At 37.3% G+C, this 26,530-nt stretch carries 29 protein-coding genes; all 29 read right to left on the minus strand.

The genetic code is table 11. The features are described 5' to 3' along the window. Positions 1 to 190: 190 nt before the first annotated feature. Positions 191 to 916 (minus strand): hypothetical protein, encoded by a 726-nt coding sequence (locus tag CSV80_RS11195; RefSeq protein ID WP_099670945.1) that lies wholly within the window; start codon positions 914 to 916, stop codon positions 191 to 193. A gap of 66 nt (positions 917 to 982) precedes the next feature. After that, positions 983 to 1,804 (minus strand): S1 RNA-binding domain-containing protein, encoded by an 822-nt coding sequence (locus CSV80_RS11200; protein WP_233201581.1) that lies wholly within the window; start codon positions 1,802 to 1,804, stop codon positions 983 to 985. Between the two features lie 172 nt (positions 1,805 to 1,976). After that, positions 1,977 to 3,728, minus strand: a complete 1,752-nt coding sequence (locus tag CSV80_RS11205; RefSeq protein ID WP_233208482.1) for a type IV secretory system conjugative DNA transfer family protein — start codon at positions 3,726 to 3,728, stop codon at positions 1,977 to 1,979. 27 nt (positions 3,729 to 3,755) lie between these two features. Continuing rightward, a complete protein-coding gene (locus CSV80_RS17540) occupies positions 3,756 to 4,028 on the minus strand; it encodes a hypothetical protein (RefSeq protein ID WP_158231984.1) in 273 nt (90 codons plus the stop codon). Between the two features lie 426 nt (positions 4,029 to 4,454). Then, a complete protein-coding gene (locus tag CSV80_RS11215; RefSeq protein ID WP_099670948.1) occupies positions 4,455 to 5,189 on the minus strand; it encodes a serine/threonine protein kinase in 735 nt (244 codons plus the stop codon). Positions 5,190 to 5,407: 218 nt separating this feature from the next. After that, a complete protein-coding gene (locus CSV80_RS11220; protein ID WP_099670949.1) occupies positions 5,408 to 5,908 on the minus strand; it encodes a hypothetical protein in 501 nt (166 codons plus the stop codon). Next, positions 5,908 to 6,114, minus strand: a complete 207-nt coding sequence (locus CSV80_RS11225; protein WP_099670950.1) for a hypothetical protein — start codon at positions 6,112 to 6,114, stop codon at positions 5,908 to 5,910. Before CSV80_RS11225 ends, CSV80_RS11220 begins: the two co-directional genes overlap by 1 nt. Positions 6,115 to 6,194: 80 nt before the next feature. After that, entirely contained in the window at positions 6,195 to 7,244 is a 1,050-nt protein-coding gene (locus CSV80_RS11230; RefSeq protein WP_099670951.1) for a replication-relaxation family protein, read from the minus strand. Between the two features lie 270 nt (positions 7,245 to 7,514). Then, positions 7,515 to 8,225 (minus strand): hypothetical protein, encoded by a 711-nt coding sequence (locus CSV80_RS11235; RefSeq protein ID WP_143560482.1) that lies wholly within the window; start codon positions 8,223 to 8,225, stop codon positions 7,515 to 7,517. Positions 8,226 to 8,497: 272 nt separating this feature from the next. Further along, positions 8,498 to 9,523 (minus strand): peptidoglycan DD-metalloendopeptidase family protein, encoded by a 1,026-nt coding sequence (locus CSV80_RS11240; protein WP_158231985.1) that lies wholly within the window; start codon positions 9,521 to 9,523, stop codon positions 8,498 to 8,500. 54 nt (positions 9,524 to 9,577) lie between these two features. Next, positions 9,578 to 10,261: a hypothetical protein gene (locus CSV80_RS11245; protein ID WP_099670954.1), complete on the minus strand. Its 684-nt coding sequence runs from the start codon at positions 10,259 to 10,261 to the stop codon at positions 9,578 to 9,580. Between the two features lie 55 nt (positions 10,262 to 10,316). Continuing rightward, positions 10,317 to 12,827 (minus strand): CD3337/EF1877 family mobilome membrane protein, encoded by a 2,511-nt coding sequence (locus CSV80_RS11250; RefSeq protein ID WP_099670955.1) that lies wholly within the window; start codon positions 12,825 to 12,827, stop codon positions 10,317 to 10,319. 93 nt (positions 12,828 to 12,920) lie between these two features. Beyond that, a complete protein-coding gene (locus tag CSV80_RS11255; protein WP_158231895.1) occupies positions 12,921 to 13,472 on the minus strand; it encodes a hypothetical protein in 552 nt (183 codons plus the stop codon). A gap of 32 nt (positions 13,473 to 13,504) precedes the next feature. After that, positions 13,505 to 16,093, minus strand: a complete 2,589-nt coding sequence (locus CSV80_RS11260) for an ATP-binding protein (RefSeq protein ID WP_099670957.1) — start codon at positions 16,091 to 16,093, stop codon at positions 13,505 to 13,507. A gap of 73 nt (positions 16,094 to 16,166) precedes the next feature. Beyond that, entirely contained in the window at positions 16,167 to 17,489 is a 1,323-nt protein-coding gene (locus CSV80_RS11265; RefSeq protein ID WP_099670958.1) for a hypothetical protein, read from the minus strand. 26 nt (positions 17,490 to 17,515) lie between these two features. Next, complete coding sequence (locus tag CSV80_RS11270; RefSeq protein WP_158231896.1) at positions 17,516 to 18,829, minus strand: TcpE family conjugal transfer membrane protein; 1,314 nt, start codon at positions 18,827 to 18,829, stop codon at positions 17,516 to 17,518. 108 nt (positions 18,830 to 18,937) lie between these two features. Further along, positions 18,938 to 19,159: a hypothetical protein gene (locus tag CSV80_RS11275; protein ID WP_099670960.1), complete on the minus strand. Its 222-nt coding sequence runs from the start codon at positions 19,157 to 19,159 to the stop codon at positions 18,938 to 18,940. 61 nt (positions 19,160 to 19,220) lie between these two features. Beyond that, positions 19,221 to 20,426 (minus strand): conjugal transfer protein, encoded by a 1,206-nt coding sequence (locus CSV80_RS11280; RefSeq protein WP_099670961.1) that lies wholly within the window; start codon positions 20,424 to 20,426, stop codon positions 19,221 to 19,223. Positions 20,427 to 20,475: 49 nt separating this feature from the next. Continuing rightward, complete coding sequence (locus tag CSV80_RS11285; RefSeq protein WP_099630314.1) at positions 20,476 to 20,697, minus strand: hypothetical protein; 222 nt, start codon at positions 20,695 to 20,697, stop codon at positions 20,476 to 20,478. Positions 20,698 to 20,759: 62 nt separating this feature from the next. Continuing rightward, positions 20,760 to 21,449, minus strand: a complete 690-nt coding sequence (locus tag CSV80_RS11290; RefSeq protein ID WP_143560484.1) for a hypothetical protein — start codon at positions 21,447 to 21,449, stop codon at positions 20,760 to 20,762. A gap of 24 nt (positions 21,450 to 21,473) precedes the next feature. Further along, positions 21,474 to 21,917 (minus strand): DUF5348 domain-containing protein, encoded by a 444-nt coding sequence (locus CSV80_RS11295; RefSeq protein ID WP_099670963.1) that lies wholly within the window; start codon positions 21,915 to 21,917, stop codon positions 21,474 to 21,476. A 15-nt stretch (positions 21,918 to 21,932) separates the two neighbouring features. Further along, the gene (locus CSV80_RS11300) at positions 21,933 to 22,307 is read right to left on the minus strand and encodes a hypothetical protein (RefSeq protein ID WP_099670964.1); all 375 of its coding nucleotides are present in this window, start codon (positions 22,305 to 22,307) and stop codon (positions 21,933 to 21,935) included. An 18-nt stretch (positions 22,308 to 22,325) separates the two neighbouring features. Beyond that, positions 22,326 to 22,694: a hypothetical protein gene (locus CSV80_RS11305; RefSeq protein WP_099670965.1), complete on the minus strand. Its 369-nt coding sequence runs from the start codon at positions 22,692 to 22,694 to the stop codon at positions 22,326 to 22,328. Position 22,695: 1 nt separating this feature from the next. After that, positions 22,696 to 23,757: a ParM/StbA family protein gene (locus CSV80_RS11310; protein ID WP_099670966.1), complete on the minus strand. Its 1,062-nt coding sequence runs from the start codon at positions 23,755 to 23,757 to the stop codon at positions 22,696 to 22,698. Positions 23,758 to 23,776: 19 nt separating this feature from the next. Further along, positions 23,777 to 24,229 carry a metal-dependent hydrolase gene (locus tag CSV80_RS11315; protein ID WP_099670967.1) on the minus strand — a complete coding sequence of 151 codons (453 nt, stop codon included), beginning with the start codon at positions 24,227 to 24,229 and terminating at the stop codon, positions 23,777 to 23,779. A gap of 316 nt (positions 24,230 to 24,545) precedes the next feature. Further along, positions 24,546 to 24,971 carry a YhfM domain-containing protein gene (locus tag CSV80_RS11320; RefSeq protein WP_099670968.1) on the minus strand — a complete coding sequence of 142 codons (426 nt, stop codon included), beginning with the start codon at positions 24,969 to 24,971 and terminating at the stop codon, positions 24,546 to 24,548. A gap of 155 nt (positions 24,972 to 25,126) precedes the next feature. Continuing rightward, positions 25,127 to 25,855 carry a Fic family protein gene (locus CSV80_RS11325; RefSeq protein WP_099670969.1) on the minus strand — a complete coding sequence of 243 codons (729 nt, stop codon included), beginning with the start codon at positions 25,853 to 25,855 and terminating at the stop codon, positions 25,127 to 25,129. A 114-nt stretch (positions 25,856 to 25,969) separates the two neighbouring features. After that, positions 25,970 to 26,167 carry a hypothetical protein gene (locus CSV80_RS17350; RefSeq protein WP_143560485.1) on the minus strand — a complete coding sequence of 66 codons (198 nt, stop codon included), beginning with the start codon at positions 26,165 to 26,167 and terminating at the stop codon, positions 25,970 to 25,972. 116 nt (positions 26,168 to 26,283) lie between these two features. Then, a complete protein-coding gene (locus CSV80_RS11330) occupies positions 26,284 to 26,475 on the minus strand; it encodes a hypothetical protein (protein ID WP_099670970.1) in 192 nt (63 codons plus the stop codon). Positions 26,476 to 26,530: the final 55 nt, after the last annotated feature.

Here is a 26,530-nt window from a genome sequence, read left to right on the forward strand (position 1 = left end):
AGACGCAGCGATTATCACCGCGAATGTAAATTGTTCCCTACTTCCCCAAAGCCATTATATCACATTCTATTTTCAAACTAGTAATTATTCTTCCCAAAACCGTAGCATTCACTAACTTGAGAGATTCATCCAGTCGATTATCCGAATTTTTTCAAAACTCGGAATTCAAATTTTCAATGGATAATATCTCTTATGTTTCTCCTGACACTTCTGTGTCTCTTTGAAATTCCCCATTCTTAGCAATAAAATAAAATTGATTTTGAATATCCTCTACACTATCACGTATATCCATATCAATTATTGCTCTTGTTTTAAATTTCGTTGCATTAACTATAAGCGGTTGCAAATAACGGAGCGATTCGGTAACAACAATCAGCCGTTCATTGAAATTATTACCCTCCCACTTTAAATACATCAGCAAGTCATTAAAATCACCACGCACCACATACACATAAATAAGTTTATCTTGAAACTCAATTGCTCCACTAAACGGTTCTTGTGTCGGCAAAATATTTGATTCAGGAAAATGTTGAAACAGTTGAAAAAACAGAAGTTGTTTCAAAACATTCTCTATATTGTATTCGACCCAGTAGTTACTTTCATAACAGTCATTCAGCCCAGCAATGACTGCTCCATTTATGCCTAATGAGTAAATCGGTATGACCTGCTTGTTCCTATGAATTTCATGACGAACAACTTTCTTTTCTACTACCATTCGTTTTAATCGTTTCTTATCCAAAGAAAATAACCGGAAGAGTTGTGCTCCCCCGATTACCCCTACCGCCGCAAGTGCTTCCAATGCCTTTCGTTCATTCGGTGATTCACCGTTTACAAAATCTGAGCATTTTATGTTTGATGGTATTCGTGTCCAGTGCAAGCTCCATTGATGCGATAAAGAAAATGGACTGGTTGACATAGATTTCTCCTCCTCAAATTAGATTACTGAGGGATTACGTCAATTTGACGCAGCCCCTCAGTATTTTTACAGCACACGGGTAATCCGGGTACGAATCTGTTCTTTTTTTGCATCAGTTTCTAACACACGGACCAATACCCGATCACCCCTTTTAACATTTTGAAACTTCAAGTGACGGGCCAACGAATCAACACCTGCCTCCAGATTGATGAACACGCCATATTCACGAACACCTGAGACTGTACCGACATATTCGTTACCTGAAGTATACCGTCCGATAGAACGCAACCACGGGTTCTTTTGCGTTGCTTTTGCACTGACGGTTACTTTCTGCTCTTCTTTATCAATCTCCAAGACTTTAACTTTCAGGTGATCTCCTTGCTTAACTTCTTCCGTTAAATCATCAATCCAACCATATTTGATTTCTTCCAGCGGAATTTTAACTTCGATTCCACCGATATCAGCACGGACAAGCGATGGGCTCACACTCCGAACAACGGCAATGATTTCATCATCTATATCAATTTTCTTTAGCGTGATGAATGCCATGTGCTCCAATGCCGCAATACGAGATCCAGTGAATACTTCTGCTTCACGGTCATAGTTCAAAACTTTGAACGCAACAGTTTGACCTGTCATGGCTCGGAGTTGGCGTAGATTATCGGCACCCGTAAACTCCAATGGGATAAACCCACGGATGTTACCAAGTGTTACCACAGCGCAAGGTTTATCAAGCAGCGTTTCAATTCCAGTCATCGAAGCCTGTAGAATCGAATTATTTTGGTAAGCGCCGTAAACTTTTTTCCAATCATTATTAAACTCATTTTCCACCTGTACTTTCGATGGGTCAAAACCTTCGATTAGAACCTGCATGTTGTTTTCTGTCATTTTATATTCTCTCCATTTCAATAGTTTATTTTTGTTTGAAATTAAAACCCGTATCATTTTGCATTCTGGTTGAATTATCTTTCGCGATTAAAATTGGCAATAAAAATAACACCACCCATTAATCGTCTAGTTCCGATTAGCGAACGATGTCACCTATTTATTTGAATTAAAACTAATCCCAAAATCCATCATTAGACTTGACTACATTGCTAGCTTCCTTCTTTTTAGGATTCGAAGTTGGTTGAACAATAACCTTCTTTTCCTTGGGAGGAACAGTAACAATCGCTGACTCATCCTCTGCAATTGTCCGATTGAAGTTATGTTTAACTTCCTCCTGATGATTGTACGAACGCTTATCCTCTTTGGGATTACAGGTTAGTTTATGCTTTGTCTTAAATGATTCAATTTCTACTTCTGGTGCATTAACTGGACTTTCGACAGTAAATGTTTCAAATGAATGAAGCGATTCTTGTTCGGGCTGGATATTAGATTCAATCGGGGTATCAGTTATTTGTTCTATTCTTTCAGCCCCCTTCCCTATTTTTTTATTCACTCGTTCCCGAAAACGATCAAGCAGCCTATTCTTAGTGACCTTCTTGGACTTTTTATTCTTTGCCTTTTTAAAAGTTGTTTTGTCTTCCCACTCCCTAAGTTCCTTCCAATTCCGTGGCACAAAATGACCTTTTGCTAAAGCAGGTTTCTGTGGTGTACCATCTTCCAAAAGCTTATGGACAAAGTTGAATTTTGGTATGCCATCCATTAAATCTGTAGGATCAAAACGGTATTCCTCATCCTCTGTATCCCGATAAGAATCAGGGAATAGCCGGGGTAACAATATCCTGTTCTTATACGTACTTTGCCGCATGATGACTTTATCTTTACCAAATTCATCCGCAAAATCTTGGGCATCCTGCGCGGATATGCCGCCAAAACAGATTTTGTTTCGGCAAGAAGTAAGAATCGCTTGTTTCATGGCTTTTGGACCAAGGCTCCCTGATTCGATTTCAAGTTGGCCAAGTGATTGTGTTGCAAAAATACCCGCTACCCGGTATTCGGCAGCGAGTGACAAGAAAATCTCTACATCTGGATTAATGTAACGACTATATTCATCGACAATCAAAAAATGTGGGATGCGTGTATCTTCCGTTCCCGGCCTCCTAAACGTTCCGTTTTGCAAGTGCATGATTATAAACTGGCCGAAGGCGTCACCCGCTTTACGTAACTTTCCTAGTGCCGTGTTAACTGCGAGGACGCCGCCTATTTCCAAGTGTTCATCAATATTCACATCACTCTTGCCTGTCATGATTGTGCGTAGCGCTTCGTTACTGACGATGTTTTCTAGTTGGGCTCTTAACCCAATTACGAATTGCTGATATTTTTCTCGCATACTCCCAAGTAGTTCCGCTTCAAAGAAATGGACCAAGTCTGTCATCCCGTCACGCCGTTTTAATTCTGTAACCTTTTGTTCCAATACATTCTGATCACGCAACGTGTTCATTACATCAACGATATCCATATTGTTGCCATGAAGTTCTTTAAGCAGTTTTGTAACGTTACGTGCTGATAGTTCCTGTACGGTGGCGAAGAATGCATCCTGCTTCCCGAACAATCCTTTTAATACAACGACTGTTGCTTCCGCTACTGTATCCGTGTCACCTTCCATTGGATTGAATCGTGCTGAATCTGGTTTATCGGGATCAACGTGAGTACACGGTATATCCATTTCTTCACACATTTCAGCAACCATTGCCGCGACATCACCTTTTGGTTCTACAACAGAAATACCTAAGGGGATACCCCGTTTCTTTTGCAACAGTAGTTGATATATCATTGGTTTCAATATCGTCGCTGTCTTACCACAACGCGTAGGACCGACGGCAAGCATATGTGTGAAACAGTCACTTCCTTGCCATACGATTGGCATTCCCATCTGCCTCAACTCCTTTCACTATCATTTCTTTATCCAATCCCACTTACCGAAGTGCGCATGTATCGAATCCAATTTAAATGGAGCACAATTAGCTTCTTGAAAGCTGAACAACGTCTGGATGGTTCTTGAAATTTTATATCTGAGTAATTCCAGATGCTCTTGGTTCTGTTTTCTAATCAACAATTGATTTGATTGTTCACCTTCCTCCCATAATAATTCTGGTAGCGCATTGGCATTGTGGGATATACGTTTCGCCCAAAATTGCATATCCTTTTTGTAGTTACGAGTATCCATTATCCTCAAAAGTAGAAGTGATGTCTCAAGGACAAGAAACCCCAACTCGATTAATTCAGGTGGACTTTGCTTCGCTACCTGGACTTCGACTTCCGGGTAGATATACAGCTTATTACTACAGATTGTAGACTTGAATAACACTTTGTGATTTCCCCTTCCTTAAAAAAAGGCCATAAAAATAACACGTCCCATTCATTGACTGAATGGAACGTGTTTTGTGTTATTATAAAAAAGTTATTTTATTTGCTCAACAAAATAGCAAAAACATTGTTTGAAAACTTTTCCGTTGTTCAAGTAAAACACGATGTTAGTTTAATAATCCAATCGTATCTAATTTTAAATTATGACTCTTTTGAAACATAAAATAGTCGAATTAAATTCGGCATCAAATAATTTGTTCAAGATTGCGGTATAGTAAATTAAAATCTAACTTCTCTTAGCCAATTCATTTACAATTCCCTTGATATAAATTCCGAACTTTTCATCAGACACCCTGTTATGTCGAGCATCATATGTTGCAGGGTTATGATTATATGCAGAGAATTTCGGAAAAATAACGAAAGCACCGCCGTTATATTTTCTGCTTACTACACGAGCATTTTTTGGTAGAGGAATTTCTTCTCCGTATTCGTTATATCCTAAATGATTTATATCCCAAAATGAACGGTCTATATAATCTCCAGGTGCAATTTCAAGCAATTCTTCTCCATAATATTTCATATCCTCTGCTACTTCTCTATTCAAGGCAGACTTGTAAGTTTTTTCAGTTTCATCATCTTCTTCAACTTCATAAACACCACTTGGTGCAAACGGTGAAGTATTTAATCTAAAATACCACCACTCAGGATTATCACCAACTGGATGAAATGTAAATGAATCAGGATTTACTATTAACGCACTTCCACCAAAGTTAAGCTCCACCAATCCTTTTTCATTTGATGCAACAGCGCCTGTTAGATCTAAACCTCCACCAGAAGGCATGAAAGCATGATTTAATGCTTTGTTTTTTCCTATGAAGTTTAAATCCTTAATTATTTGGCTCTTATCAGTAATTTCTACGGTATCTTCTGATTTACTACCCAAAAGTTCAGTAACCATTTTTCCCCATAAGTCAAGTTGTTTCATTTTAGTTTCATTATAGTTTTTCTCGTAATCCGACATTATCTCACTCCCAATCCTATTATTATATTTCGTTAAACTATACCATTACTTTCCTATTTTTCACAGTTAATAAATCCCTCCTTATTTGCAATAATAAGTTAGCACTTTTTCTTAGACAAACTGCCGTCAGTTGAACAAGTTTTTTATAATTCTACTGTAATTTGAATACCATAAATAGTAATCTGATAATTTAATTATCAATTCAAATTTGATATTTGTCAATTATCGTCATTATCGGTTGATCCGCCTAGAATAATTCTTACTTCTCCACGTTCGATTCTTTTCTTTTCTTCCTTGCGCTTTTCAAAATAGCTTTTGTTCGGTTGTTCCTCGATTCGCTGATTGCCACGCTTTTTCTTGTAGGAGATTTCCGCCCGGATAAATACGATATTCAAATAAACAGCGACTACCACAAGCAACACTAACGTCAATTTCATCATTGCAAGATGTGATAGAAACTTTTCCATCTTCCAAGAAGAATAGACAAAACTTGATAGAAGCATGACCCCGAATAATGTCATCGCGAACCCCATCAACTTATCTAATTTCTTATTCTTATTTGGTCGAATCCTACACACTATTAAATGAATGGCAATAGCCGTCAGCCCGGACAACAAGATTAGCTTTACTGATGGGATATAGACACCGTTATACATACCAGTGACCCCCAGTGCTGCCAGTATAAAACTAATCGCCACAACGATTATTTGCAATTGCATCACCTCTTCCTGATCCGGGCTTGCGAAACCTCTAAATTCAACACGAAGACAAGTTCATCCGCTAACAGTTTACGCATTGTTCGATACATCCTTTTCTGGTCGTCTTTATTAAGATGGACCGCAATTTCATTGTTGAGGCCCTTCTCATGTTCAGTTAATCGTGTCATCGCCCGTAGCTCCGGAATGATTTCATTATTGGTTTGCATGTTATTATCCCCTCTCAATTTTAGTTAAATTGAATTTCAAAATGTCTTTTGAAGGACAGTTCCTTCTATTAGATAGTCGGTTAGATTGCGGTTAGATAATCCACGAGATCCCCGGAATCAATTTCAAGGTAATCAACATGATGAATCTCATCTAATAGCTGCTCATGCATATCCCGTGTATTTGGAGTAGTTACCACTAGCACTTTCCTTCCGTCTAATTCGTACATTTCTTTTCGGTATTGTTTAATGTTATAAACCTTGACCAAATCCGTGTCGAGCAGATTCACAAGATATTTTTCTTCACCGTTGTGTCGAACCACGCGCTCCAAACCATCGAATTGTTTCTTACCACCGCTAACAGAAGACGTTTTAAAGGACAGGTCATAGATCTCGTAGTCTTCCAGAAACTTCATGATGTTATTTTCATCTTCGAATAAACGTAAATAGTACTTTGCAAATGTATAGGGGAAGATTTTTAGGCTTTGGCATTTAACGATTATGGAATTATTTGTTGAAAGTTGCTGGACAATTGTACTGTAACTGGTTGCACTTTTGGCGAATAGGATATAATTGGGGTTCCCGAAATCTCTTATTTCCTTTGCTGTCTTCATCAGATTCTTCATTCCCACGCCATGCATGAACATGTAGAATAAATATTCCGACCCGCTTGGACTTGTCAACATGCCTTGCACATTTGCACCACGGTTTAACTCGAATTTCTCCTTTACATCCCTGCTGTCTTTCATTTCCCAACCGTATCTTTCTAAATCAATCATCACATCATTGGTGGATAGCAAGAACGGTAGACGACGAATATTCACTCTTAATTCATCGGCCCTTCGTTCAATAGGCACCCCCTGCTCTCTCAAGCAGGAGATACCTATTTCACTGATTCGATGATAAGAACCTTGTCTATTTTGATTCGCAAGATAGCCACTGATCGGGTGGCTGCTGATAAGTCTTGAATTACGCAAGATTCGTAATTTCTTATACGTATACCACCTTGACATTTCGTAGCGTCGCATGATCTGCTCCGTACTCAACACACGATGTTCGTACAGACCACGAAGTATCTCAATATCACGAGATTGCAGAACCTTGACCACCTGTTTATTACCCGTCTTCGACATGCGTTCCCCTCCTTTTTGATTGTTCGCCCCGGCTGTTTATTTTCGGTCACTTCTACACTGCGCTACGAATTGATTCAACTAAACCTCCCCGTTTTGCCCAATTCGCCTAAAATTTCAGAAAACCATTAGCCACTTACGATTAACCTTTATATACCGGGTACAATTTAGGCTCCCTAATGGGTACAATATAAGGGTTCAGAAAACCCCTTTATATTGCACCTAAAATACGGGGCTTTAACTTGGGTACAATATTCAAATACTTTAAAACAATTAACTCCAAAAATATTCTGGTTTAGTATTTGAAGAACGCACTAACCGTTCTTTCTCCTTGCTCTCTTTTTCCTTCTTTTCTCTTTTCACTTCTGCTCTATATTCTTTAAATATTTCTTCTTGCAACGTTGATTCAGGGATTTTCGCTAAATGAAAATGCTCTTCTTTTAGATAAGTCATAAAACCCTCGAAGTTTTCCTGCGATACTACAAAGACTTGCACATGATTTCCTCTTGGATCAAGAAACCCTATATCAAAATTCCATACCCTCCACCAGCTATCGTCACCGATTAGTCCTGTATGCCGTATTGCATCTTGAATAAGCTTTCGATTTCGATTATCTAAATCACGGATAATCTTATTTTCAAAATGTTGAGCGATAATAATTACCGACTTATCAAATTGATAATCAATCTTTGAAAAGTCATATGAATCATGGGTCGCGCGAAAATAATAATGTCTAATCATTGCTAGATAATCCCTATCAGATTCTTTATAAAGCGGTAAAGCACCTTCGTATGAAAACTGAAAAACAGGATAACCATTGATAATCATTGGTTTCACCTTTGCCATTGGATAGACTGACGTCCTCTTTATGGCAGCATCATTTCCTCCTAACTTATTTATTTGTGACATTAAATAAACTTTCATTTCCTCTAGGCTTTTTAATTGTTCAAAAAGCATCTTCTTTTCAGATTCCACCAAATTCATTCCTTTCTTATTTGGGGACGTTATTTCACCAGTTAATCCCTTGATGTATCTGCATTCTTAAAACCGAGCGTCGGACGTTTATAATCATTTTCCAACACGAATAACCCAACGTCAGACGTTAGGAAATAGAAACCTTATAACAACACCATTTGGAGAGTATTTTCACGTCGGACGTTCATTTTCTTCAACGTCCGACGTTGGTAATCGGAAATACTGTTCTATCAACGTTTCCACATCACATTAGCGTCGGACAAATCATTTTCGTTTATTTACTACTCACCAACAGCCTTATATTCCGTTAAATACGGCATCGGATCTTCTTGGCTACCCGCACGAATTATTTCAAAATGTAGGTGATTTCCGGTTGATGTTCCCGTTGAACCACATGTGCCGAGTACGTCCCCTTGAGAAACCACATCATTTATTTTTACTTTCGTGGAATTTAGATGGGCGTACAAAGTAGTGACTTCACCATGATTGACGATTACATGTAATCCGTATCCATTAGACCAACCAGTTCCAGAAGCAAAAATAACATTACCACTTTGAGCTGAAAGTATAGGGTCACCATTTGCGCAAGCGAGGTCTACACCCGTATGAAGCCTTACATCGCCATGGACGGGATGAGTTCGATAACCAAACGGACTTGTAATCCGCAATCCATTTAATACAGGAAGCATCCAGTCACCCACGACATGCACTTCACAGTTCATCGTTAATCCACCAAATTGAGCTACCAATGTAGTAACATTCGGTGCCCAATGCTTGTTTAATCCAGTCGGGTCATTATCTGCTCCAATTGGCGCATACACACTACCTAAATCGGCAATCGTTGTTAAGCCGTCCTTAATAATTCGATTGTGCAATGTATTTCCCATTGCATTTAAACCATCTTCAATTGTTGAGAATGAATATAAATATTTACTTCCTGTCGCAGGATCCATCAAACCACCGGGATTGTTTTTTAAAATAACCGCCGATGATGTTCCGAATCCTGTTTCATGAAAAGCCACTGCGGACATCAAAACCGGATCAATGCCATACTTTTCTGCAACGTCAATAAATACTTGCCCTTTGCCTGTAAATTTACCAGCATCATTAAATTGCGAGAAGAATACTGTTTCACTAATTTCTCCATCAGCACGACATATCGCACCACCCCCAAAGTTCATCTGTTCATCGTCTTCTTCTGTAAAAATTACAATTACCCCGAAGAATAGAAGAAGGGCAAGAAGTGAAAACATTAATAGCAAGGCTGGGCTGGCTATAACTGGTATAATCCATAACAACTTTTTCATAATCATTCAACGAACTACTTGCTCATAATAGAGGTTTTGTTCGTTCCCTCCTCCCTATCTTTTGTCGTCATAATTCAAGTAATACTCAACAATCTGGAATTTTCTGCTGTCATCTTTTTCAAACATCAAACTGTAAACATCCGTATCCTTCCTAGTTTTACCATCGCTATCAATCACCTCACTTATAACAACGGCATCCCATGAAATAGCAATTAATGTCGGAGCAACAGGTTCTTTAATCTCCACTGACAGAACTTTTCTTGAAACGATTCCTTTCACATCTTTTAACCCCGTAATCTTTTCTTCTTCGTTATCCCTCAGGTAGCTGATATACCCTTGATCCAACAGTCCCTCAACGGATTCTAAATGTTTAACAGGGGATGCTTTATCAAATTCATGAAACTTTAAAGCAAATTCATTTGCAATTTCCGTTGTTTTCTCCAAATCCTTATTGCTGAACATATCGCTTTGAGTCGGATTTTTTGAAACTTCCTCTGGTATTTTCAAATAGTTCTTTTCAGGCTTCTCTTCTACAACGTCAATATTTCCACTTCCTTCTTTTGAAGTATATTGCCATATATTTTCTTCCTCATTTTCATTTGGGGTTTGTATAGAATTATCATCTACACTGTTCTTCTTTCCTTTATCGACAAAACCGATAATAAAACCCAATAATAAAAGCGTGACAGCTAGACCCATCACGCCATAAGAAACTATTCTTTTTGTTTTCTCACTCACTGAAAGTGTCAACTCCCTTTTCTAGTTATTATGCTAGTTTCAAAAAACTCATTTACTACTCTGGAAAATTATCTAACGATTTCAGGTTATTGCCTTCAATAATGGCTTTTCTTTCCTTTTCCAATTCGATGGCCCTTCTTTCATTTTCAATGTTGCTAGCAAACGTGTCTGCAAAACCATTTTTCCATTCGCCTTTTTCAGCTTGTTCAACTACCAAATCGAAATGTCTGTTCATTTCACTTGGACTGACATTGTTTAAACCACGATCACCTAATTTATCCAGGGTTTGATTAATCATTTCGGCTGGCACACCTTTGTTCGCAAGCTCATTTGTCACCATTGATTTATTCAAATGAAGTTCATATTCCACTTCACCGTATACATCTTGCTTCTCTTTCTGTAGTTGAATCGTTTTTCTTTCATCAGCAATACCTTTTGCAAATGTCGCAGCATAGTCATCATTCAATTCGCCTTGCATCATCAATTTGTCGTGTTGCGAATGCAATTCTTTCGGACTTACATCGTGCAAACCTTGTTGATCTAAAGCAGTCATTGTTGCATCAATCATTTCTGATGGGATTCCTTTGTCAGACAGAACTGCTTTTGTTTGTTCTCGTTTTTGTTCTCTTCCGGCAAATAATAAATCTTTTTCTTTTTCGATTGCATTGCTTCTTCGGTCATCTGAAATACCTTTAGCAAACGTTTGAGCAAAATTACCGTCCAAATCACCTTTATTACTAATTTTCGCAAATTGCTCATTCATTTCTTCATCACTTAAATTGGTTATCCCTTCTTTTTCAAGGGCTTCCCCCGTCTCCTCTTTCATTTCAGGGGTCAAGTTTTTTTCATCCATAAAGCCGGCTAACTTACCCTTGTCAGTAGCAGAAAGCTTTGCAGCTTGTTGAGTTTTTGTCATCTTACTCAAGTGGGCAAGATGTTGGGCTTTCATCGCAGAGCCGGCAACGTCACTTATACCACCTTCACCTGTTGCAACCTTACCAACAGATCCACCAATTGCTGCACCTGTCATAGCACCAGCTGGACCTCCAACCGCAGCACCCGCAACAGCACCGCCAACAGTAGCAACATTTTGTACACCCTTTTTAAATGGAGCTGTGAACGTTCCAGAACTTTCTCTTAGGTCACGAATTGCATTCGATCCAGACGAGAATATATCTTTGATTCTGTTCCGTAGAATAAAAATTGTTCCGAATAATAATAAATTGAACGTAGCTGCACCCACATAGCTATAAAACGGGTTTGAACCCCCACTGATTGATTTAAAATCACCAGCGTAAATAATATCTGAAATTACAAATACAATTAACGCAATGAATGATACAAATATCTTCAAAGCTAACGGGATACCTAACTCAATGAAATACCGTTTCAAAACATTAAATTGTCCTGGAATTGCACCAATCAGTAAAGCAAAGGGCGCAAGAGCTGCAATGACCATAAACCAGAACTGAAATAGAATTAAACAAAGTGATAATAAATAGATTGGTAGTGAGACTAACCCATTAATCATCATGTAGAAATATGAGAAAGCTAATCGGCTATTTACTGCGGAATACTTCATCATGTTGTTTCCGTACTTTTCCACCGAGGCTTCCTGCTCTATAACTTTTCTTTGTCTATCTTCGCCAAGAGGCACTTTTAGAATATTTTTAACCCGCTGGATTCCGCTATTTCTATCACCATCACCTAGCGTCTCTATATCGTGCGTACCATACTGCATATACAAATAAGGTCTATCTACAAACATTCCCCATATACTGTCTTTCATTTTTACTCTTGGGTCACCAATATTAACATTGGATTCTGGTACCAATGATTCGGAATCTTGAGAATGACTTGGAAGACTAACAACAAAGCCACTTAATTCTGTTGTTATTTTATTAGCGCCTGTTAACAACGTTGTGTAGTTTGCAAACATCAGAATTGCGATTGTTAATGCGATAATCGTTTGAAAGACAGAAGAAAAAGACTCAAAAAAAGCACGTTTAATAATGAACACGTACAATGCATACAAACCCGTTATTATAGCGATTAACTTCACTAAATTCCCAAATAGACCATTCCCAATACTAAACATTCCTCCTGAAATGCCGGTGATATTGGACATTAAGGTATCTAGTTCTATAATTATTTTCTCGGTGAAATCAGCGGTATAAGCCAAGTCATACATAATTAACATTGTATATGTCAAAAATATATTTATATCAAAAACAATATTGTTAACCAAATTAACCATTTCACTTAATTTATTCCCAACATTCTCTTTAACGTCAGCCCACCCAAAAAGTTTATCGTAAGTATCAGCCCAAAACTTTCCCCCTTCGTCATATGACTCTACGTCCTTATCCGAAACTGCATCTAAGTGATAATAAGATTTTCCGTCGTCTTTAAATTCACCATATTGATCCGTAATAATATCCATGATATCGGACATCTTATTTGGCTCTTCGCCATTATTAGCTGACCCGTAGTTTGGTACTCCTAGACAAAAAAGCAGAAAAGTCATCACGAATACTATTAATACTTTTTTATAGTTTAGCTTCATATAATTTTAGGCAATAAAAATAACCCTTCTCATTAAGCAAGGGTTATTCGGAGCCAGTTACCTCCTTACATATTTATTTTTTCAATACAATCATTATTTATCCTTTACTTCTAAAGGTAATTCATGAAGCACTGTTCCAGTTTCATCATTGGCATCGTTTATCATTTCAGGTCTGAACTCTGTGTAATCTCTGACTTTCCACTCTTTATCCTCGTTCTCTATTAAAACAATCCAACTGTTGACAATTACCCCTTTATCATCAGGTCTACTATATCTATAATAAACCTCATTGATTTCTTCGTCGTAAAAGTTATCATATCTTCTTAATTCATACATCCCATCAAGTTTATCAAACTCTTCAGGTAACCTATGCTTATCCAATAGATAATCACTTTCTTCTTTTAGCTTTTCAATACCTTCAGCCGATAAATATTTAAGAATCTCAGGATAGTTCTGTTCTATCTTAACCACCATAAAATCATGCGCTATTTCATCAGTTTCTTTAAATACTTCTTCATATTTCTCCGCATTAGCATTTTCTTCTTTTTCTACCGTTTCGCTTTCTTTCCCATCCGAATTACAGCCCGCAATTAGAAAAGTCATACCTAACACTGCTGCTAGGCTTAGTATACGTTTTTTATTCAATATGACACTTCCTTTCGTTGAGTTGTATATTATCATACTACTCTATCTTTTTCACGCTCTCTTTCCTCTTCGGATGATGTTGAAGAATCAAATGCATCTAACAACTCAACAAACACCGGATTAATTTTCACAACGGCAGAACGACCATAAATATCTTGAAATAAAGCTTCACCACGATCCAATGCTTTTAACGTTTCGATATTTGCATTTGTTTTGGGTAGGTTCAAATAACTTAACATTTCTTCCGCTTCACTAGTTTTACGCAATCCAAAACTAAATTTCATTCCCATGTTTGCAACATCATTTCCATGGTCAGAAGCATTTTGCGACCCCTTAATCAAAGTCGTGTTATAGAAACGACCCATTCGGACGATAAAATCCATTAATTCAGCTCCAATTGGACTTCGTTCGATTGCACTTGCTTCGTCTTGTAGAATGAACTTGTGTGTGCCTCTATCGCTTTTAAACATGTATTGCTTTGTCCAAGCAGTGATTGAAATCATAATTGCTTCCGATATCTTGTGAATCGTTCTAGCGTTCTTCTTCTCACTAGATGATGGCAAGTTAAGGTTTTGAATCATAAGTACTTGAATCGGTTTGTCATGTTCTAACACTTTAAAATTTTGCCCCACTTCCCCAAATAGCAACATGGAGAGTTGATTGCGTTTCAACGTCTCTAGCGTACCTCTCAACCGTTCTAGTGCTTCATAGCGGCTATTCGACATACTTTCTGGACGAAGGTCATACAACTCATGTAAATATGTTAGAACCCTTCCAATACATGGATCATCTTCATTTGATACTTCTTCAACTGCTTCACTCAAAATATTGTAAGCATCTTCGTTCAAATTAATGTTTGCCAGATACGAAAGAATGTCCATAGTAATGTCTTTCGCTTCCTCAATACTTGTACTTGTTCTAAATGGGTCAAGTGAACCGGCATCGTCGGGATCTGAACCGAGCGTCCAAACTTCTATGAACTCTTTCGGAATGAACGGGAGTCCCTTATCCCATCCTGTTCTATCACCTTTAGGATCTATGATTAACCCTTTGGAGCCAGTAAGTGTTGCAAGATAAATAAACAGATTCATAAAGAAGGATTTTCCTCGTCCTGTCATTCCAGCAACGAGAACTGAAATTGAATCTACTACGTTACCAAGCCCATCAAATGCCTTGGCTGCTAAATCGGGCTGGATGAAGACTGGCTTTGAAAACTGTGAAGTATGTCCGATATAGAATCCTCGATTATCCCCAATGTTTGTAGTAGCACCGAACATCATTCCAGCTAACACACCCGGAGCAACTTCCATCTTATAATCATCGTGATACTTTTTTGAGCCGGGAATAGCTTCCAATAAGAAATGGACTTGCTCACCATAAGGTGCGACAATTTTCAAACCGTACTTTGATAATTCATTTCGCAACAAACCAACCCTCGTCTTTAATTGTTCTTCAGTTTCGGCAGTTACTTTAAAGACGAACGATACAGCAAATCCAGGAAATCCTGTTTGCTTAAAATAATTTTCCATTTGGATTGTTCCACTTTGTGAAACATCGACACTCATATCCACGTCTTGACCGCCCTTTTGAGCTTCATTGCGTTGATCTTTGAATTCCAACTTTGCATTACTTAATTTTTTCTTAATTATTTCATTCGGTTGATTTTCCGCGCGAATCGAAACGGTTAACGGAAAGGGCATTCGCAATTGAATCCGGTATAGCCATTCACTACCGGGATGATGCTGAACATCGTCCATATATTCAATCGTTAAGTATTGGCAATACAGACTTTCAATCTCATTCGCATCAGTAATTCGACTCAACATCAATGTCTTAGGACCAATTTCTTTGATATTCGTATTTTGCACATCAAAGAATTCCTTCTTATTATTACGAATCGCTTTATATTTCTTTCCTTGCATATCAATCCCTTCAACTTCTTTACCAATTTCATATGAATTACGAAGCTGCACATCCGTATTGTTATTTCTTGTACTGAAACTTTTTTCAATAATAAATACTAATTCCTCCGTCGTTACTTTTTGAATCCGTGAACCGAATGAGTTAGCTATTGATGATTCTATTGACACGGCTTGGCTTTGAAAAGCTTTAATTTGGCTTTCTAAAATGTCATCGGGATACAATCCTAACGCTTGATATAAAGGAGAACTGAATCCTTCAATAAACTTCTTAACAGATGTAAGGGCATTGATACCAGCATTACCCGAGGCATATTTATTTTTCTCGGGATCTAGTTGAATACCAATGTAGTGATGATACTCACTAGACTCATTCAATTCCCGTTCATTTTCTAAAGCTCTTTTGACTTGATTTATATACTGAATGCCATTTTCTTTCAACGGATAACTTTTCATATTCATTTCATTAATTGTAGCGTTCAAAATACCTGTAATATTCGTTGGATTAGGAATCACTAAATAATGTAAATCAAGACCAATATTTGTTAGAAAAGACATCTGTTGTTGAAATGGAATTATTTTCTCATCATCTTCTAAAAAGTCATAATTAAATCCATCTATTTTGTAATATGCCCAAACTGTTCTATCATGGGCAAATATTAAATTATTTTCTATATGCTTAATCGGAAACTCGATTTTCAATGTGTACCACTTCCTTCATAGTTTTTTAATAACAAAAGAAGCCGCAAATTAAACACAGCTTCTTTCATTATCATTATTCTGCATCCTCGTTCGGTCCGATAGAAATAACGGGTTCTTCTAGTTGTTCCGAATCTGTAGGGTTTGTCGGTTCTGCTGGTTCTTCCAGTTCTGTGTTTGGATTTCCAGGTTCTACTGGATCAGTTGGAAGTTCTGGTTCAATTGGGTCAATCGGTTCCACTGGGTGTACAGGTTCCGTTGGGTCTTCTGTTTCTGTGGGAACTTCAGGATCGGCAGGTTCTACTGGAATAGTAGGTATTTCTGGTTCTGACGGTTCTGACGGTTCTACTGGTTCTACCGGTTCCTCGGGATTAATTGGTTCAGTTGGATCCTCCGTTTCCTCTGGATCAGTCGGGTATTCGGGTTCAATAGGTTCTACTGGATTAGTTGGCTCTTCCGGGTCCGTCGGTTCTTCTGGTTCTGCTGGATCAACAGGAACTACTGGTTCCACAGGGTCCGTTGGGTCTTCTGGAATTATAGGCTCCTCGGGTTCCAATGGTACATCAGGTTCTACTGGATTCTCAGGCTCTGTTGGTAACACTGGATTTGTTGGTGCTTCTGGTGCTTCAGGAATCACTGGTTTTATTGGATTTTCCGGCTCCACAGGATTCGTTGGTTCTTCCGGAGTTGTCGGTACTTCAGGTTCCATTGGCTTTGCTGGAACTAGCGGTTTTTGCGGTACAGTTTGTTCTTCTGGATTCGGAGATTCAATTGGGTTTGTTGTTTCTTCTTGTTCTACCGGTTCCGAAATAACTGGATTAGATGGTTTCTTTTGCTCTATCGGCTTCTTAAAATCTATTGGTTTAGTTGATTGCACGGACTCAATTGGCTTTTCAAGCCCCACTGTCTCTATATTTTCTTCCGGCACAACGGAATCCTTTAGCACAGGTTCTATCATTGCTACATCGTCGGAAGATATCTCAGTTTTCTCCTCTTTTGCAACAGCAATAATAGAATCATTCAGTTCTTTAAAATCATCTTCTTCATCAAAAAAAGATATGTGTTGCACATCATTCTTTTTAACATTCGCAATGGAATCGTCCAAATCCAAATATTCATCATCAAAGAATGTTACATCTGATTCTTCATTTTCAGCAGCCTGTGCAATCATCACTTCAAGGACATCTTCAGTTTCTGTTAATTCCTCGTCGAAAGTATATCTATCAACGACTTTACTATCATCCTTTTTCTTGATTTGTTCTTCATGTTTTTCTTCTGTGGTTTTTTCTTTCAATATGTTATAGCTGGTATATCCTACACCACTAGCTAATACGGCCGACAGGGCAATTGATCCGACCACCGTCACTTTCTTCTTCATATCTTTATTTTCAATTGACAAGTAAATTCCTCCCATGAAATGCTTTTTTATACTTTCCCCTTAGATTCTTCAGCTTCTTTTTTCTCTTCTTCCAAGCCTTTGGCATCCGTTTTCTCCTTGATATATGAGTGTAATGAGTTATCATCAATGCTTTTCGCAAACTCAAGAGCCTCATCTTCGCGTCCCAAAGCGATATAAGCATCAGCAATAATGTAAGCCCGTCTATCATCCATCTCCATTCTCTCTGCACTTTGATATTCAATTACCTTTTCGTAATCGTTATTTAACGCAGCAACTTCAAATGCGATTAATGCAGAATCAGTTTGTAAATCTAGTAGTAACTCGAGGTCTTTTTTCACGACATAGTAACCAACAATTGATTTATCAAATTCTGGAACATAATCTAATGCTTTTTGTGCATTACCTGACATTAAATACGTAAACAACACCGCATTTCTATCGGCTTTTTCCAACTCACCAAAGTCTAATTTATCGAAGTTTTTAACTGCATCACCGTATTTTTGAATGGCCGCAGCTCTTAATCCTAAAATGAGGTTTTCATCAATAGGCAAAACTATTTTTTCAGTACCATCCTTATTTACCTCATGAGGCGAATCCAAATTGTTAGCGATGGCATTTGCCTCACCGAACTTAAAATCCGTCAATGTATAAAGGTAACCGAAAACCAATGCGACGCTTACTACTATTGTGAAAAGAACAGTAATACCAGTTGTCACAAGTGGGCTCCGATTTATTCGCTTTCCGATTTTTTCCGGATTCTTTCCTGTTTGTAATTGCTCTGTTTCTATTTCTGGTAGTTGTTCATCTGCCACCTTCTCGACCACCTCTGTTTCATTATTTTTATGATTGACTTGTTCCGCACTAGCCATTTTTCCTTTATCTGAAATTCGCTTCATATATTCAATTGCGTTCTTTCGTTTTTCATCAATCTCTGTTGCAATAGATACATCGTCACTTTCTGGATGTACAATTGCATTAAAAGTAAAATAGTTATGAAATTGATAATCCTTTTCTTTATCAACTTCTCTACCTCTATAAACCGAGCTGTCCTTTATCTTTCTTGCTTGATACAAAATAAACGAACGGAAGAAGTTTACTGGTGATCTACCCTCCGTTCCTACATCTGCAAGTAACCATGCCAATCCTATTGGTATAAGAATTAAGATCCCAACAGGTATCCAATTAATTAACCGCCCAATTCCCGGAGTAAAATAGATAGTAGACTCCACGATTGCTATCACAAAGAAATACAAAACTGCTTTTAACCGGATTGGCCTGCCTAGTTCTAACCCGAATATTTGATAGAGCTGACGTTCAAAACGAATGAAGTTATTCAGCACATATAACGGAATCTTGTTAATGTCTTTTCACCTCCAAGCTGCCTATTTCAAAACAAATAGCAAGAGGCGCTCTAGTAGTAGAAGCCCTCTTGCATGTATAGCAAAAAATTAGTTACCTAAATTCAATTTCTCAGCAATAAATTCGGATATGTTAATTAAAATGTCTGGTTGGACAATGAAGATTCCGATGAACGCAAGACCGATAACAACACCGATCATTGCAATCCATGCTCTCTTAAATGCTGTCACAATCAATGCAACAAAAAGAACGATGAATAATGCCCATTTGATTTCTTGTGAGAACCATGTAAATAATCCTTCTAAACTCATACAATTCACCTCCCTTTAAAATAAAAAAATACAGACACAATTGTCTGTACCTACATACTGCTTATTCATTTTCCGTGTCATTTTCATCCACTTGATCGCTTTCAATATCGTGATTTTGATCCTGATTATCTTCCTCGACTTCCATACCTTTTTCAATTTCTGCTTCTGCTTTTTTCTTGTCCTTTAACTCATCAATGTATTGTTTATTGTTAATGAATAACACGGTGTAACGCATTTCCTTTTCAACCAATACAAGGATGTAGGTAGATATGAATTCGATTCCTGTATTGGGTTCCGCCAACACAACATCCGTTCTTACAATTTTCTCACTCACTTTCTTACCTTCAAATATTTCTGTATTCTTCAAGCTAACAAAATCCATTGTTTTATTAAGACCATTTTGATGTTTAGGGTCCTCAACGATGTAGGTTAACTTATCTTTTGCGTCATTTGCATAGGCTTCAAAAAACGTTTCCAGGAAAGCCCGAATGTTTTGCATGCTTCCATCATTAATCGGTTTCAATCCCTCTGTTTCTGATTCAACACTTTTCTCAACACTTTCTTCACTCATGTACGTGAAGCTCGGGAGTTCATAAACGGCGAAACGACTTTCTTCATCGTTATAAACAATTGGCACAGATATATACTTTACTGTTTCAATATTTTCAGGAACAACGGGTTCATCTTCTGTTTTTTTATCATTCTCCTTTTTTTCTTTACCGGTAGGATTTTCAAAATTTATTTTAACTTGAAAAATGACTCGTGCTCGATTGTCCCCCAAATCTTCAACTTCTTTTAAATGTATATTTTCTCGTAAAATCTTTGAACTCCACTTCTTATCACCTGTTGCGGCTAGATCACTTAACTTTTCGGGCAAATAATAACTTAACTTTATTTTTCGTTGAGCACGATCTTCATTACCATTATTCCATGTGAAGTATTCTGCTACAAAGCCTTTTGAAAACTCTACCCCCTCAGCAGCTAAAGCTTTATTCACCTGTAGATTATCCCCTTCATTGCCGGCATTCGAACTCCCACTGGATGAAAACACATTTACGAAAACAATAAAAAGCATAAACAAAAAAAGCATCCAGAAAGTAAATGCACCTAGCTTTTTGGCTCGATACCCTTTCGGTTTGCTTTTCTTTTCAAGTTTTCGCATATCTTTTTTACGTTTTTCATTTTCAGATGACTTTCTGAATACATCCATCGCTTTTTTTACAATACCATCCTTTTTTCCATTGGATTTCCCTAACTTCTTCCGCAAGTTTTGTGGACCTCCTTCTTTTCTTTTTGTTCAAACTTTACACGACTCATCACATTCTTTTTGAACTTCCTACCATAATAAAAATAGCGACAATTAATAGCAGCGTAGTGATTGTCCCATATTTAACAAGGGATGATTCATAAAGAGTGCCGATGTGCATTTTCAGTTCCTCCCACAACGGGACTAAGGTTGGAAACTGTTCTAATAATAGACTACCGACAACAGCGATTAAGAATATCATTAGGATGATTCCGATAATTGTTTTAAACACGTATTCACCTCCCTTCAAGGAATTGCACGATAACTTACCCTTTTATTAATATCAATTGTTTCCTATCTTTTAGGGGAGCTTGATCTACTTAGACTTTTTGCGATTAGCGAAGCAAAAAATATCATGCTTATGAAACGACCAAAACGATTCAATTTCCTTGTCAACCCTTCTTGATTTTTAAATCGTTTTTTTCGCTTAGTAGCATTTGGCTGGATATAGCTCGCATGTTCTTTCTTAAATAGTTTGATAGCGTCCTCTTCTGTTCTAACGCGCCCTTTCTTCATATACTCAATCATTTTCACCAATTTCTCTTTTGAATGATACAAAGGAATTAAAGTAGATTTAGTCATTAACGCATTTTCTACTGTCTTAATATTTGATTGAAGCGCTGCTATATTTTGCTCAAAGAAAAGTGATGTTTCATTTGCTCCTGCCCTGGATTTGTTATATTTCCTAACAATAAAATTGTAGGCGTAAATGAACAAAACAATTACCGCAGTATAAATTGCTGTATAGAACAGAAAAACAGGTGTGTAGATGAAAATAAATAGATCCACACCATTGCGAATATAATTAACAAGCACCATGAAAATAGGCACCCATATGAAAAGGTGTTTTATCGTTTTACGTACTGTTGCTTTACTTACGGTCCTTTCATCCATTGGATTCTTATAAGCCGTTTCCAATTCTACTAATTCATTTTCTAACATTTCTTTTAGTATCACAGTTCTATAGGTTTCTTCTATATTCAATAGCACGGGATTACTCCTTTCAATTTAAATTGATAATAATGATACTCTGTAACGCGCTTTCAATCCTTCTAAATTCACTTCTGGCATTTCTACGCAGTAATAATCTGTTCCGCGATGCTCAATCCTACAGAGCTTGTAATAGCCCCCTTCTTTCATTTCTAAATCCTCCTGCCAAAGATCAAGAAATGCACCACTTGTTAATTCAAAGCTATTTAATTCATACCTGGCCCTACTGTTTTTTCGTAAATAGCCTTCAATTTGAATTTCCTTACTCAAATCAACAATTGATGTATAGGCTTCTTCAAGTCCTAATTTAGCTTTATACAGCGTGAAATACCTTTGCACATCTTCCGCATTCAAATTAAAAATGTTGATGTTATCCATCAGTTCATCCATTTCCTTCAAAAGTCGTTTTATTGTACTACCTGCTTTGCGGTAACTTTCTACGGTATCTTCTACTAATTTCATTTTAAAATTCCCCTCCTATTTATTCGCAATCGTTAATATGAACTCCCTAAATTCAATAACTGAGTGAAACCCTAATGCCTCTCTAATTTTCTTTTTTGTTACACCTTCTTCAAGCAGCGTTCGTATTTCTTGAGTTGTAATCTCTTGTTTCTTTTCCAGAATCGCTTCAATATTCGTATCTGTATGCCATAGCTCATCACCTACGCTCCGCATTCTTTTATAGTTGGGACAGCCACCACAAATTGTTTCGACAAGTGCCTTGATTTGTGAGCTATCCCCCGTCATTACTAAACTTCGATATTCACAGGAGTCACAAACTCTCAGCGTTTCAGATACTTTTAAAAACTTTTTCTTTTTTCTTGCACGCAATTCTTCTTTTGTCCTATCCATTTCAACACCTCCCTTTAATTAATCAAAATTAACACCAAAAGACGATAGCATCGCACTTGCGCTATCGTCAATTGCCTGTTCATTCATTTTATTGTCGTCAGGTTTGTTTACTTCGTCATTATTAATTGCTACAGCACTCCCTATCTTCACTAGCAACTCTTGATGTTGCAATTTTTGTTTTTCTTTTAATGACTTTATTTCAGCCAAAAGATCTTGGATTCCTTGCTCTGTTTTCTTTCCTTCCGACATCGTACGAAAGGCGAATCTCAGCATCTGCCGAATTGTTTCACTTCGCTTATTATCCGGGACTTGTTGAAGTAATTTATATATTTCTTTATCCTCTTCTTGCAAACGAAAGCTATATCGCTTTTCCCAATTAACACTCATATCAAATCACTGAATTTCGACGCTCTAATTGTTCAAATACTGATTTTCCTAATCTTAAATAACCAATGGTGTTTGCAAACTGGCTTTCAGTAATCTTCACCAATCGATTATCAAAGTGGGTCTGGATGAATGGTTCAAAGAGTTCTCCGCCACCACCGGCCAAGAAGAGTGCATCAAATAGATCAGATTCTTCAGCCCATACATTTTTTAATCGGTCAACAATATTAGTGGCTATTGATTTCTTACTAGACTGAATGATATTGCTGAAATCAATTTTATTTCCTTTGTACGTTAATTGTTCGTCTTTTAATATTCGGGAAATATAATGTTCACTTAAATCAGCACCACCTGTTTTTGTTTTATAGGCTTGACGGATATCCCTGTATAAATTGTTTACACCGTCATCCACCGTTCCAGATAACTTTGCTTTTGGAACAAATGAACCATTCTGTTGAATTTCAACTACAACAAAGTCCGTTGTCCTAAATCCGATATCAACCAATCCGATAAGCGTTCCTTGATTCATTAGATGAGGATAGGTATATTTCCCATCATGATTAATCAATGCTGAAAAGATAGCTGAAGCACCTTGTGGAAACACTAAGGCACGTTCAATATTTACTTGTTTAGCACCATCTATTAGTGGACCTGATTTCCATTCAATATGCGATTGAATTCCTGTAATAGACGTTTGAAAATCTTTTGCCTGTGCCTGGTAGAAATCTAGTGGAAGTCCTGTTGATAGATTCACAGAACCCCCTCTACCGTCTGTTACAAGCTGAATAGCGGTATTAAGCAGAATATGTGTATACATATGATTGAAACGTTCACGTTCAAAGATACGAGACAAAGAACGAGATTCATTTGCTAGTTCTCCCACAAAATAATCTTCACCTTTGATTGATACATGTATATTCGCTAAGTCGTTTGGTGTATCTCCGAGGATATTTGTAATTCCCCTGTCGTATCCTTTCCCAACCAACGAAGGAAAAATTATTCTCTTTCCTGATGATGAAATCGCTTTGACGTAGCCATAACCTAAATCCACTGCAACGTTTTCCAATTTTTGACCTCCTATAAATTCAAATTACTTTTTTAAGTACAATCCAACCTATCGCTATAACAAGCAACAGTCTTGTGATTCTGTCTATCCACATAAAACTGAATGATGGAATTGCAATCCCAACAGATTTAGCTGACGGATAGAAGAGTTTCACTTTTCCAGTTAACATGTCTCCTGCAATATGGGCAAGTATCCCTGCACTTACTGACAAGGCCACCCATAATTCTGTAAACGGGTATATAAAAATCCCTGCTAATGACGTAAATAGCAGGGAGTGTGTAAAAGTCCGATGACCAAATATAGAATTAAGTGGTATAGCTATAAAGAAGAACAACTTTCCAAACTTAGATTTCGGTTCATCAAGATCCGGTAGAACACCTGCAATTCCTCCTACCACCGCTCCTCGCCAATCACCCCCTGTAACTGTATATCCGGCTATCATTCCCGATAAAGCGTGTGTGGACCACTCCATGAATCATCCTCGATTCTAAATTATCGTTTACTTCTTTCATTTTTTCATATCCCAATTTATATCCCCTTTCTTCCTATTAATAATTTTGTTCCTCTTAAAAACAACCAAAACATTTCGATTGCTTTTGACAGGTACAAAAGTTTTTACGATTCACATATTCCCGTTCAGTTGTGTTGTACAAAATACTGCTTAAGGGAAATTGAGGAGTGAAACATGGGATTTTTGCTACAAAAAAAACACTGAAAATAATCAGCGTTTTTTTGGTTATTATTTTATCGTGCTTCTTAAACAATCGCGCCCGATTCAGGAACATTGTTTATTGTTTATCCATCAACTTTTTTAAAACTTCTGTGCCTTCAGGTGAAATATCAAAGCCATTTTGTTCGTGACCAACATACATAACTCTGCTCTTTTCTCCCGTATCCCCAAGCACAAGATGCAATCCGTGAGTTTCCCTACTTTTATAATTAACCAATATATCATAATCTGGTTTTTCCTTACTTACATCAATCTTTTGTTTTTTACCCTCTGCACCATTTAAAACGTCTTCTAATTTTGATATGAGTTCACTTTTATCAATTGTTACAAAGAAATTTTCATTTATTCCACCATAACCATAGGATTTTGAAATAGAAATTGATGAAATATCATCTAACAACGTCATTTCTTTTTCTTGAGATTGACAAGCAAACAAAATCAAGGCACAAACAGATAAAGAAAATGTTAAAAATACCTTTTTCAAAGTAACCCTCCTCAATTGTTTTCTTCTACAATTAGGACCCAATTCACCGTTAAAAAGTTCGATTTTTCTTTCACTTCATATTAATACAACTTCAATTCTATGGCCCGATTGAAGCGCAATTATTGTTTGCAAAAAAGCACCTCATAGAGATGCTTTTAACTGATCGTACTTAGATATAAGTCAAGGGAATCTTCTACTTCACATTTTACTAGCGCTATAAAGTCACTATAATTTTCTGTCGTATGTGCTTTATCGAGAGCTTCGTAATAGGCCAATCGATTTTCCACTTTAATAATCACTGGAGGAAATCCATCTTTCATTACCTCCAAATTAAGCAAAAGTCTTGAAGTACGTCCATTTCCGTCTATAAAAGGATGAATACCAACAAATATGGCATGCAACATCGCGCCACGCTCAACAGGATGAAGGTGGATTCCTTCGTTCTGATACCAATTCATCATTTGTTCCATTCTTTCTTGGATCAGATAATGCGCTGGTGGTATATGTGTAGCACCCGAAATAAAGACTTGTTCTTTACGGTAAACACCTGCATACTCGTCATGAATTCCTTTGAGTACTAATCGATGTAAATTTTTTATTTGCCATTCAGAAAGAGATTCTCTCATTTGGACAATTTCTTCAACAAAACTAATGGCATCACGATGATTAATAACCTCCAAATGTTCTCTCAGCGTCTTACCACCAATTGTAATCCCTTCAAGAACCACTTTCGTTTCGTTCATGGTTAATGTATTTCCTTCAATGGCATTTGAATTATAGGTCCACTCTAGAAATAACTTCTCTCGTAAACTTTTCAATGTATATTTTGGTAAAGGACGAGCAGCATCTAATTGTGCCTTCTTTTTATTAATAACTTCAAACAAATGTGTAACCTCCCAACTATACAAGTAAAGTATTTCTATTATTGTAACTCATATTTGAAAAGTTCTATACATAATTGATAGTCATCTAACTTTTAAAATTAGAGCGATGGGATTTCAGTTAAAGATATCTTTCAAAACTAAGCGTCTCCAAATAACTTTTGTCCTGTAATCGCTCCCGATAGCTAGATAGTGGTCTGAAACCGTTGATCTGCGTTGCAGTCGGACGCGTTCTGGAGGGCGTGCGGTGGACCAACCCGTTCGCTTCGCTACCGTTGGTTGTTTCACATGTCCCCGGGACGAATTAACTGTCATTCGTCCTCAATCCTCCCAGAGTCGCCGGCTTCCACTCCGATCAACTAAGTGTCTACAAATAAATCATCTTCCACAATCGCACCTTTTGTAGAAGTCCAAATTCAGTTTGTTAAATATTAAGAAGTCATTTCCGCACTACGTTTATTTGATTTTATAGCGAAATAAGTAGCAACACAAAACAATACGGCTCCACCTATCCAACCGATTGATGGTGAGTAAGTAACTATATTTTTCAACATCATACCAGTCGCAATTAGAAATGCTCCAAAAAATCCACTTATCATTGCATAACCACGATATTTATTCATTACTAATCCCTCTTTTTTTAAAAAATTCATTACTTCGAGGGTGAGATCTAAACAA

The organism is Sporosarcina sp. P12(2017) (assembly GCF_002743035.1).
In the GTDB taxonomy this organism is placed as follows: Bacteria; Bacillota; Bacilli; order Bacillales_A; family Planococcaceae; genus Sporosarcina; species Sporosarcina ureae.

Bases quoted from the DNA above. Each gene is read 5' to 3' on its own strand.
- CSV80_RS11195 (WP_099670945.1), bottom strand. From the start codon at position 916: ATGTCAACCAGTCCATTTTCTTTATCGCATCAATGGAGCTTGCACTGG.
- CSV80_RS11200 (WP_233201581.1), bottom strand. From the start codon at position 1,804: ATGACAGAAAACAACATGCAGGTTCTAATCGAAGGTTTTGACCCATCG.
- CSV80_RS11205 (WP_233208482.1), bottom strand. From the start codon at position 3,728: ATGCCAATCGTATGGCAAGGAAGTGACTGTTTCACACATATGCTTGCC.
- CSV80_RS17540 (WP_158231984.1), bottom strand. From the start codon at position 4,028: ATGGATACTCGTAACTACAAAAAGGATATGCAATTTTGGGCGAAACGT.
- CSV80_RS11215 (WP_099670948.1), bottom strand. From the start codon at position 5,189: ATGTCGGATTACGAGAAAAACTATAATGAAACTAAAATGAAACAACTT.
- CSV80_RS11220 (WP_099670949.1), bottom strand. From the start codon at position 5,908: ATGCAATTGCAAATAATCGTTGTGGCGATTAGTTTTATACTGGCAGCA.
- CSV80_RS11225 (WP_099670950.1), bottom strand. From the start codon at position 6,114: ATGCAAACCAATAATGAAATCATTCCGGAGCTACGGGCGATGACACGA.
- CSV80_RS11230 (WP_099670951.1), bottom strand. From the start codon at position 7,244: ATGTCGAAGACGGGTAATAAACAGGTGGTCAAGGTTCTGCAATCTCGT.
- CSV80_RS11235 (WP_143560482.1), bottom strand. From the start codon at position 8,225: ATGAATTTGGTGGAATCTGAAAAGAAGATGCTTTTTGAACAATTAAAA.
- CSV80_RS11240 (WP_158231985.1), bottom strand. From the start codon at position 9,523: ATGAAAAAGTTGTTATGGATTATACCAGTTATAGCCAGCCCAGCCTTG.
- CSV80_RS11250 (WP_099670955.1), bottom strand. From the start codon at position 12,827: ATGAAGCTAAACTATAAAAAAGTATTAATAGTATTCGTGATGACTTTT.
- CSV80_RS11275 (WP_099670960.1), bottom strand. From the start codon at position 19,159: ATGAGTTTAGAAGGATTATTTACATGGTTCTCACAAGAAATCAAATGG.
- CSV80_RS11295 (WP_099670963.1), bottom strand. From the start codon at position 21,917: ATGAAATTAGTAGAAGATACCGTAGAAAGTTACCGCAAAGCAGGTAGT.
- CSV80_RS11300 (WP_099670964.1), bottom strand. From the start codon at position 22,307: ATGGATAGGACAAAAGAAGAATTGCGTGCAAGAAAAAAGAAAAAGTTT.
- CSV80_RS11305 (WP_099670965.1), bottom strand. From the start codon at position 22,694: ATGAGTGTTAATTGGGAAAAGCGATATAGCTTTCGTTTGCAAGAAGAG.
- CSV80_RS11315 (WP_099670967.1), bottom strand. From the start codon at position 24,229: ATGGAGTGGTCCACACACGCTTTATCGGGAATGATAGCCGGATATACA.
- CSV80_RS17350 (WP_143560485.1), bottom strand. From the start codon at position 26,167: ATGACAGTTAATTCGTCCCGGGGACATGTGAAACAACCAACGGTAGCG.
- CSV80_RS11330 (WP_099670970.1), bottom strand. From the start codon at position 26,475: ATGAATAAATATCGTGGTTATGCAATGATAAGTGGATTTTTTGGAGCA.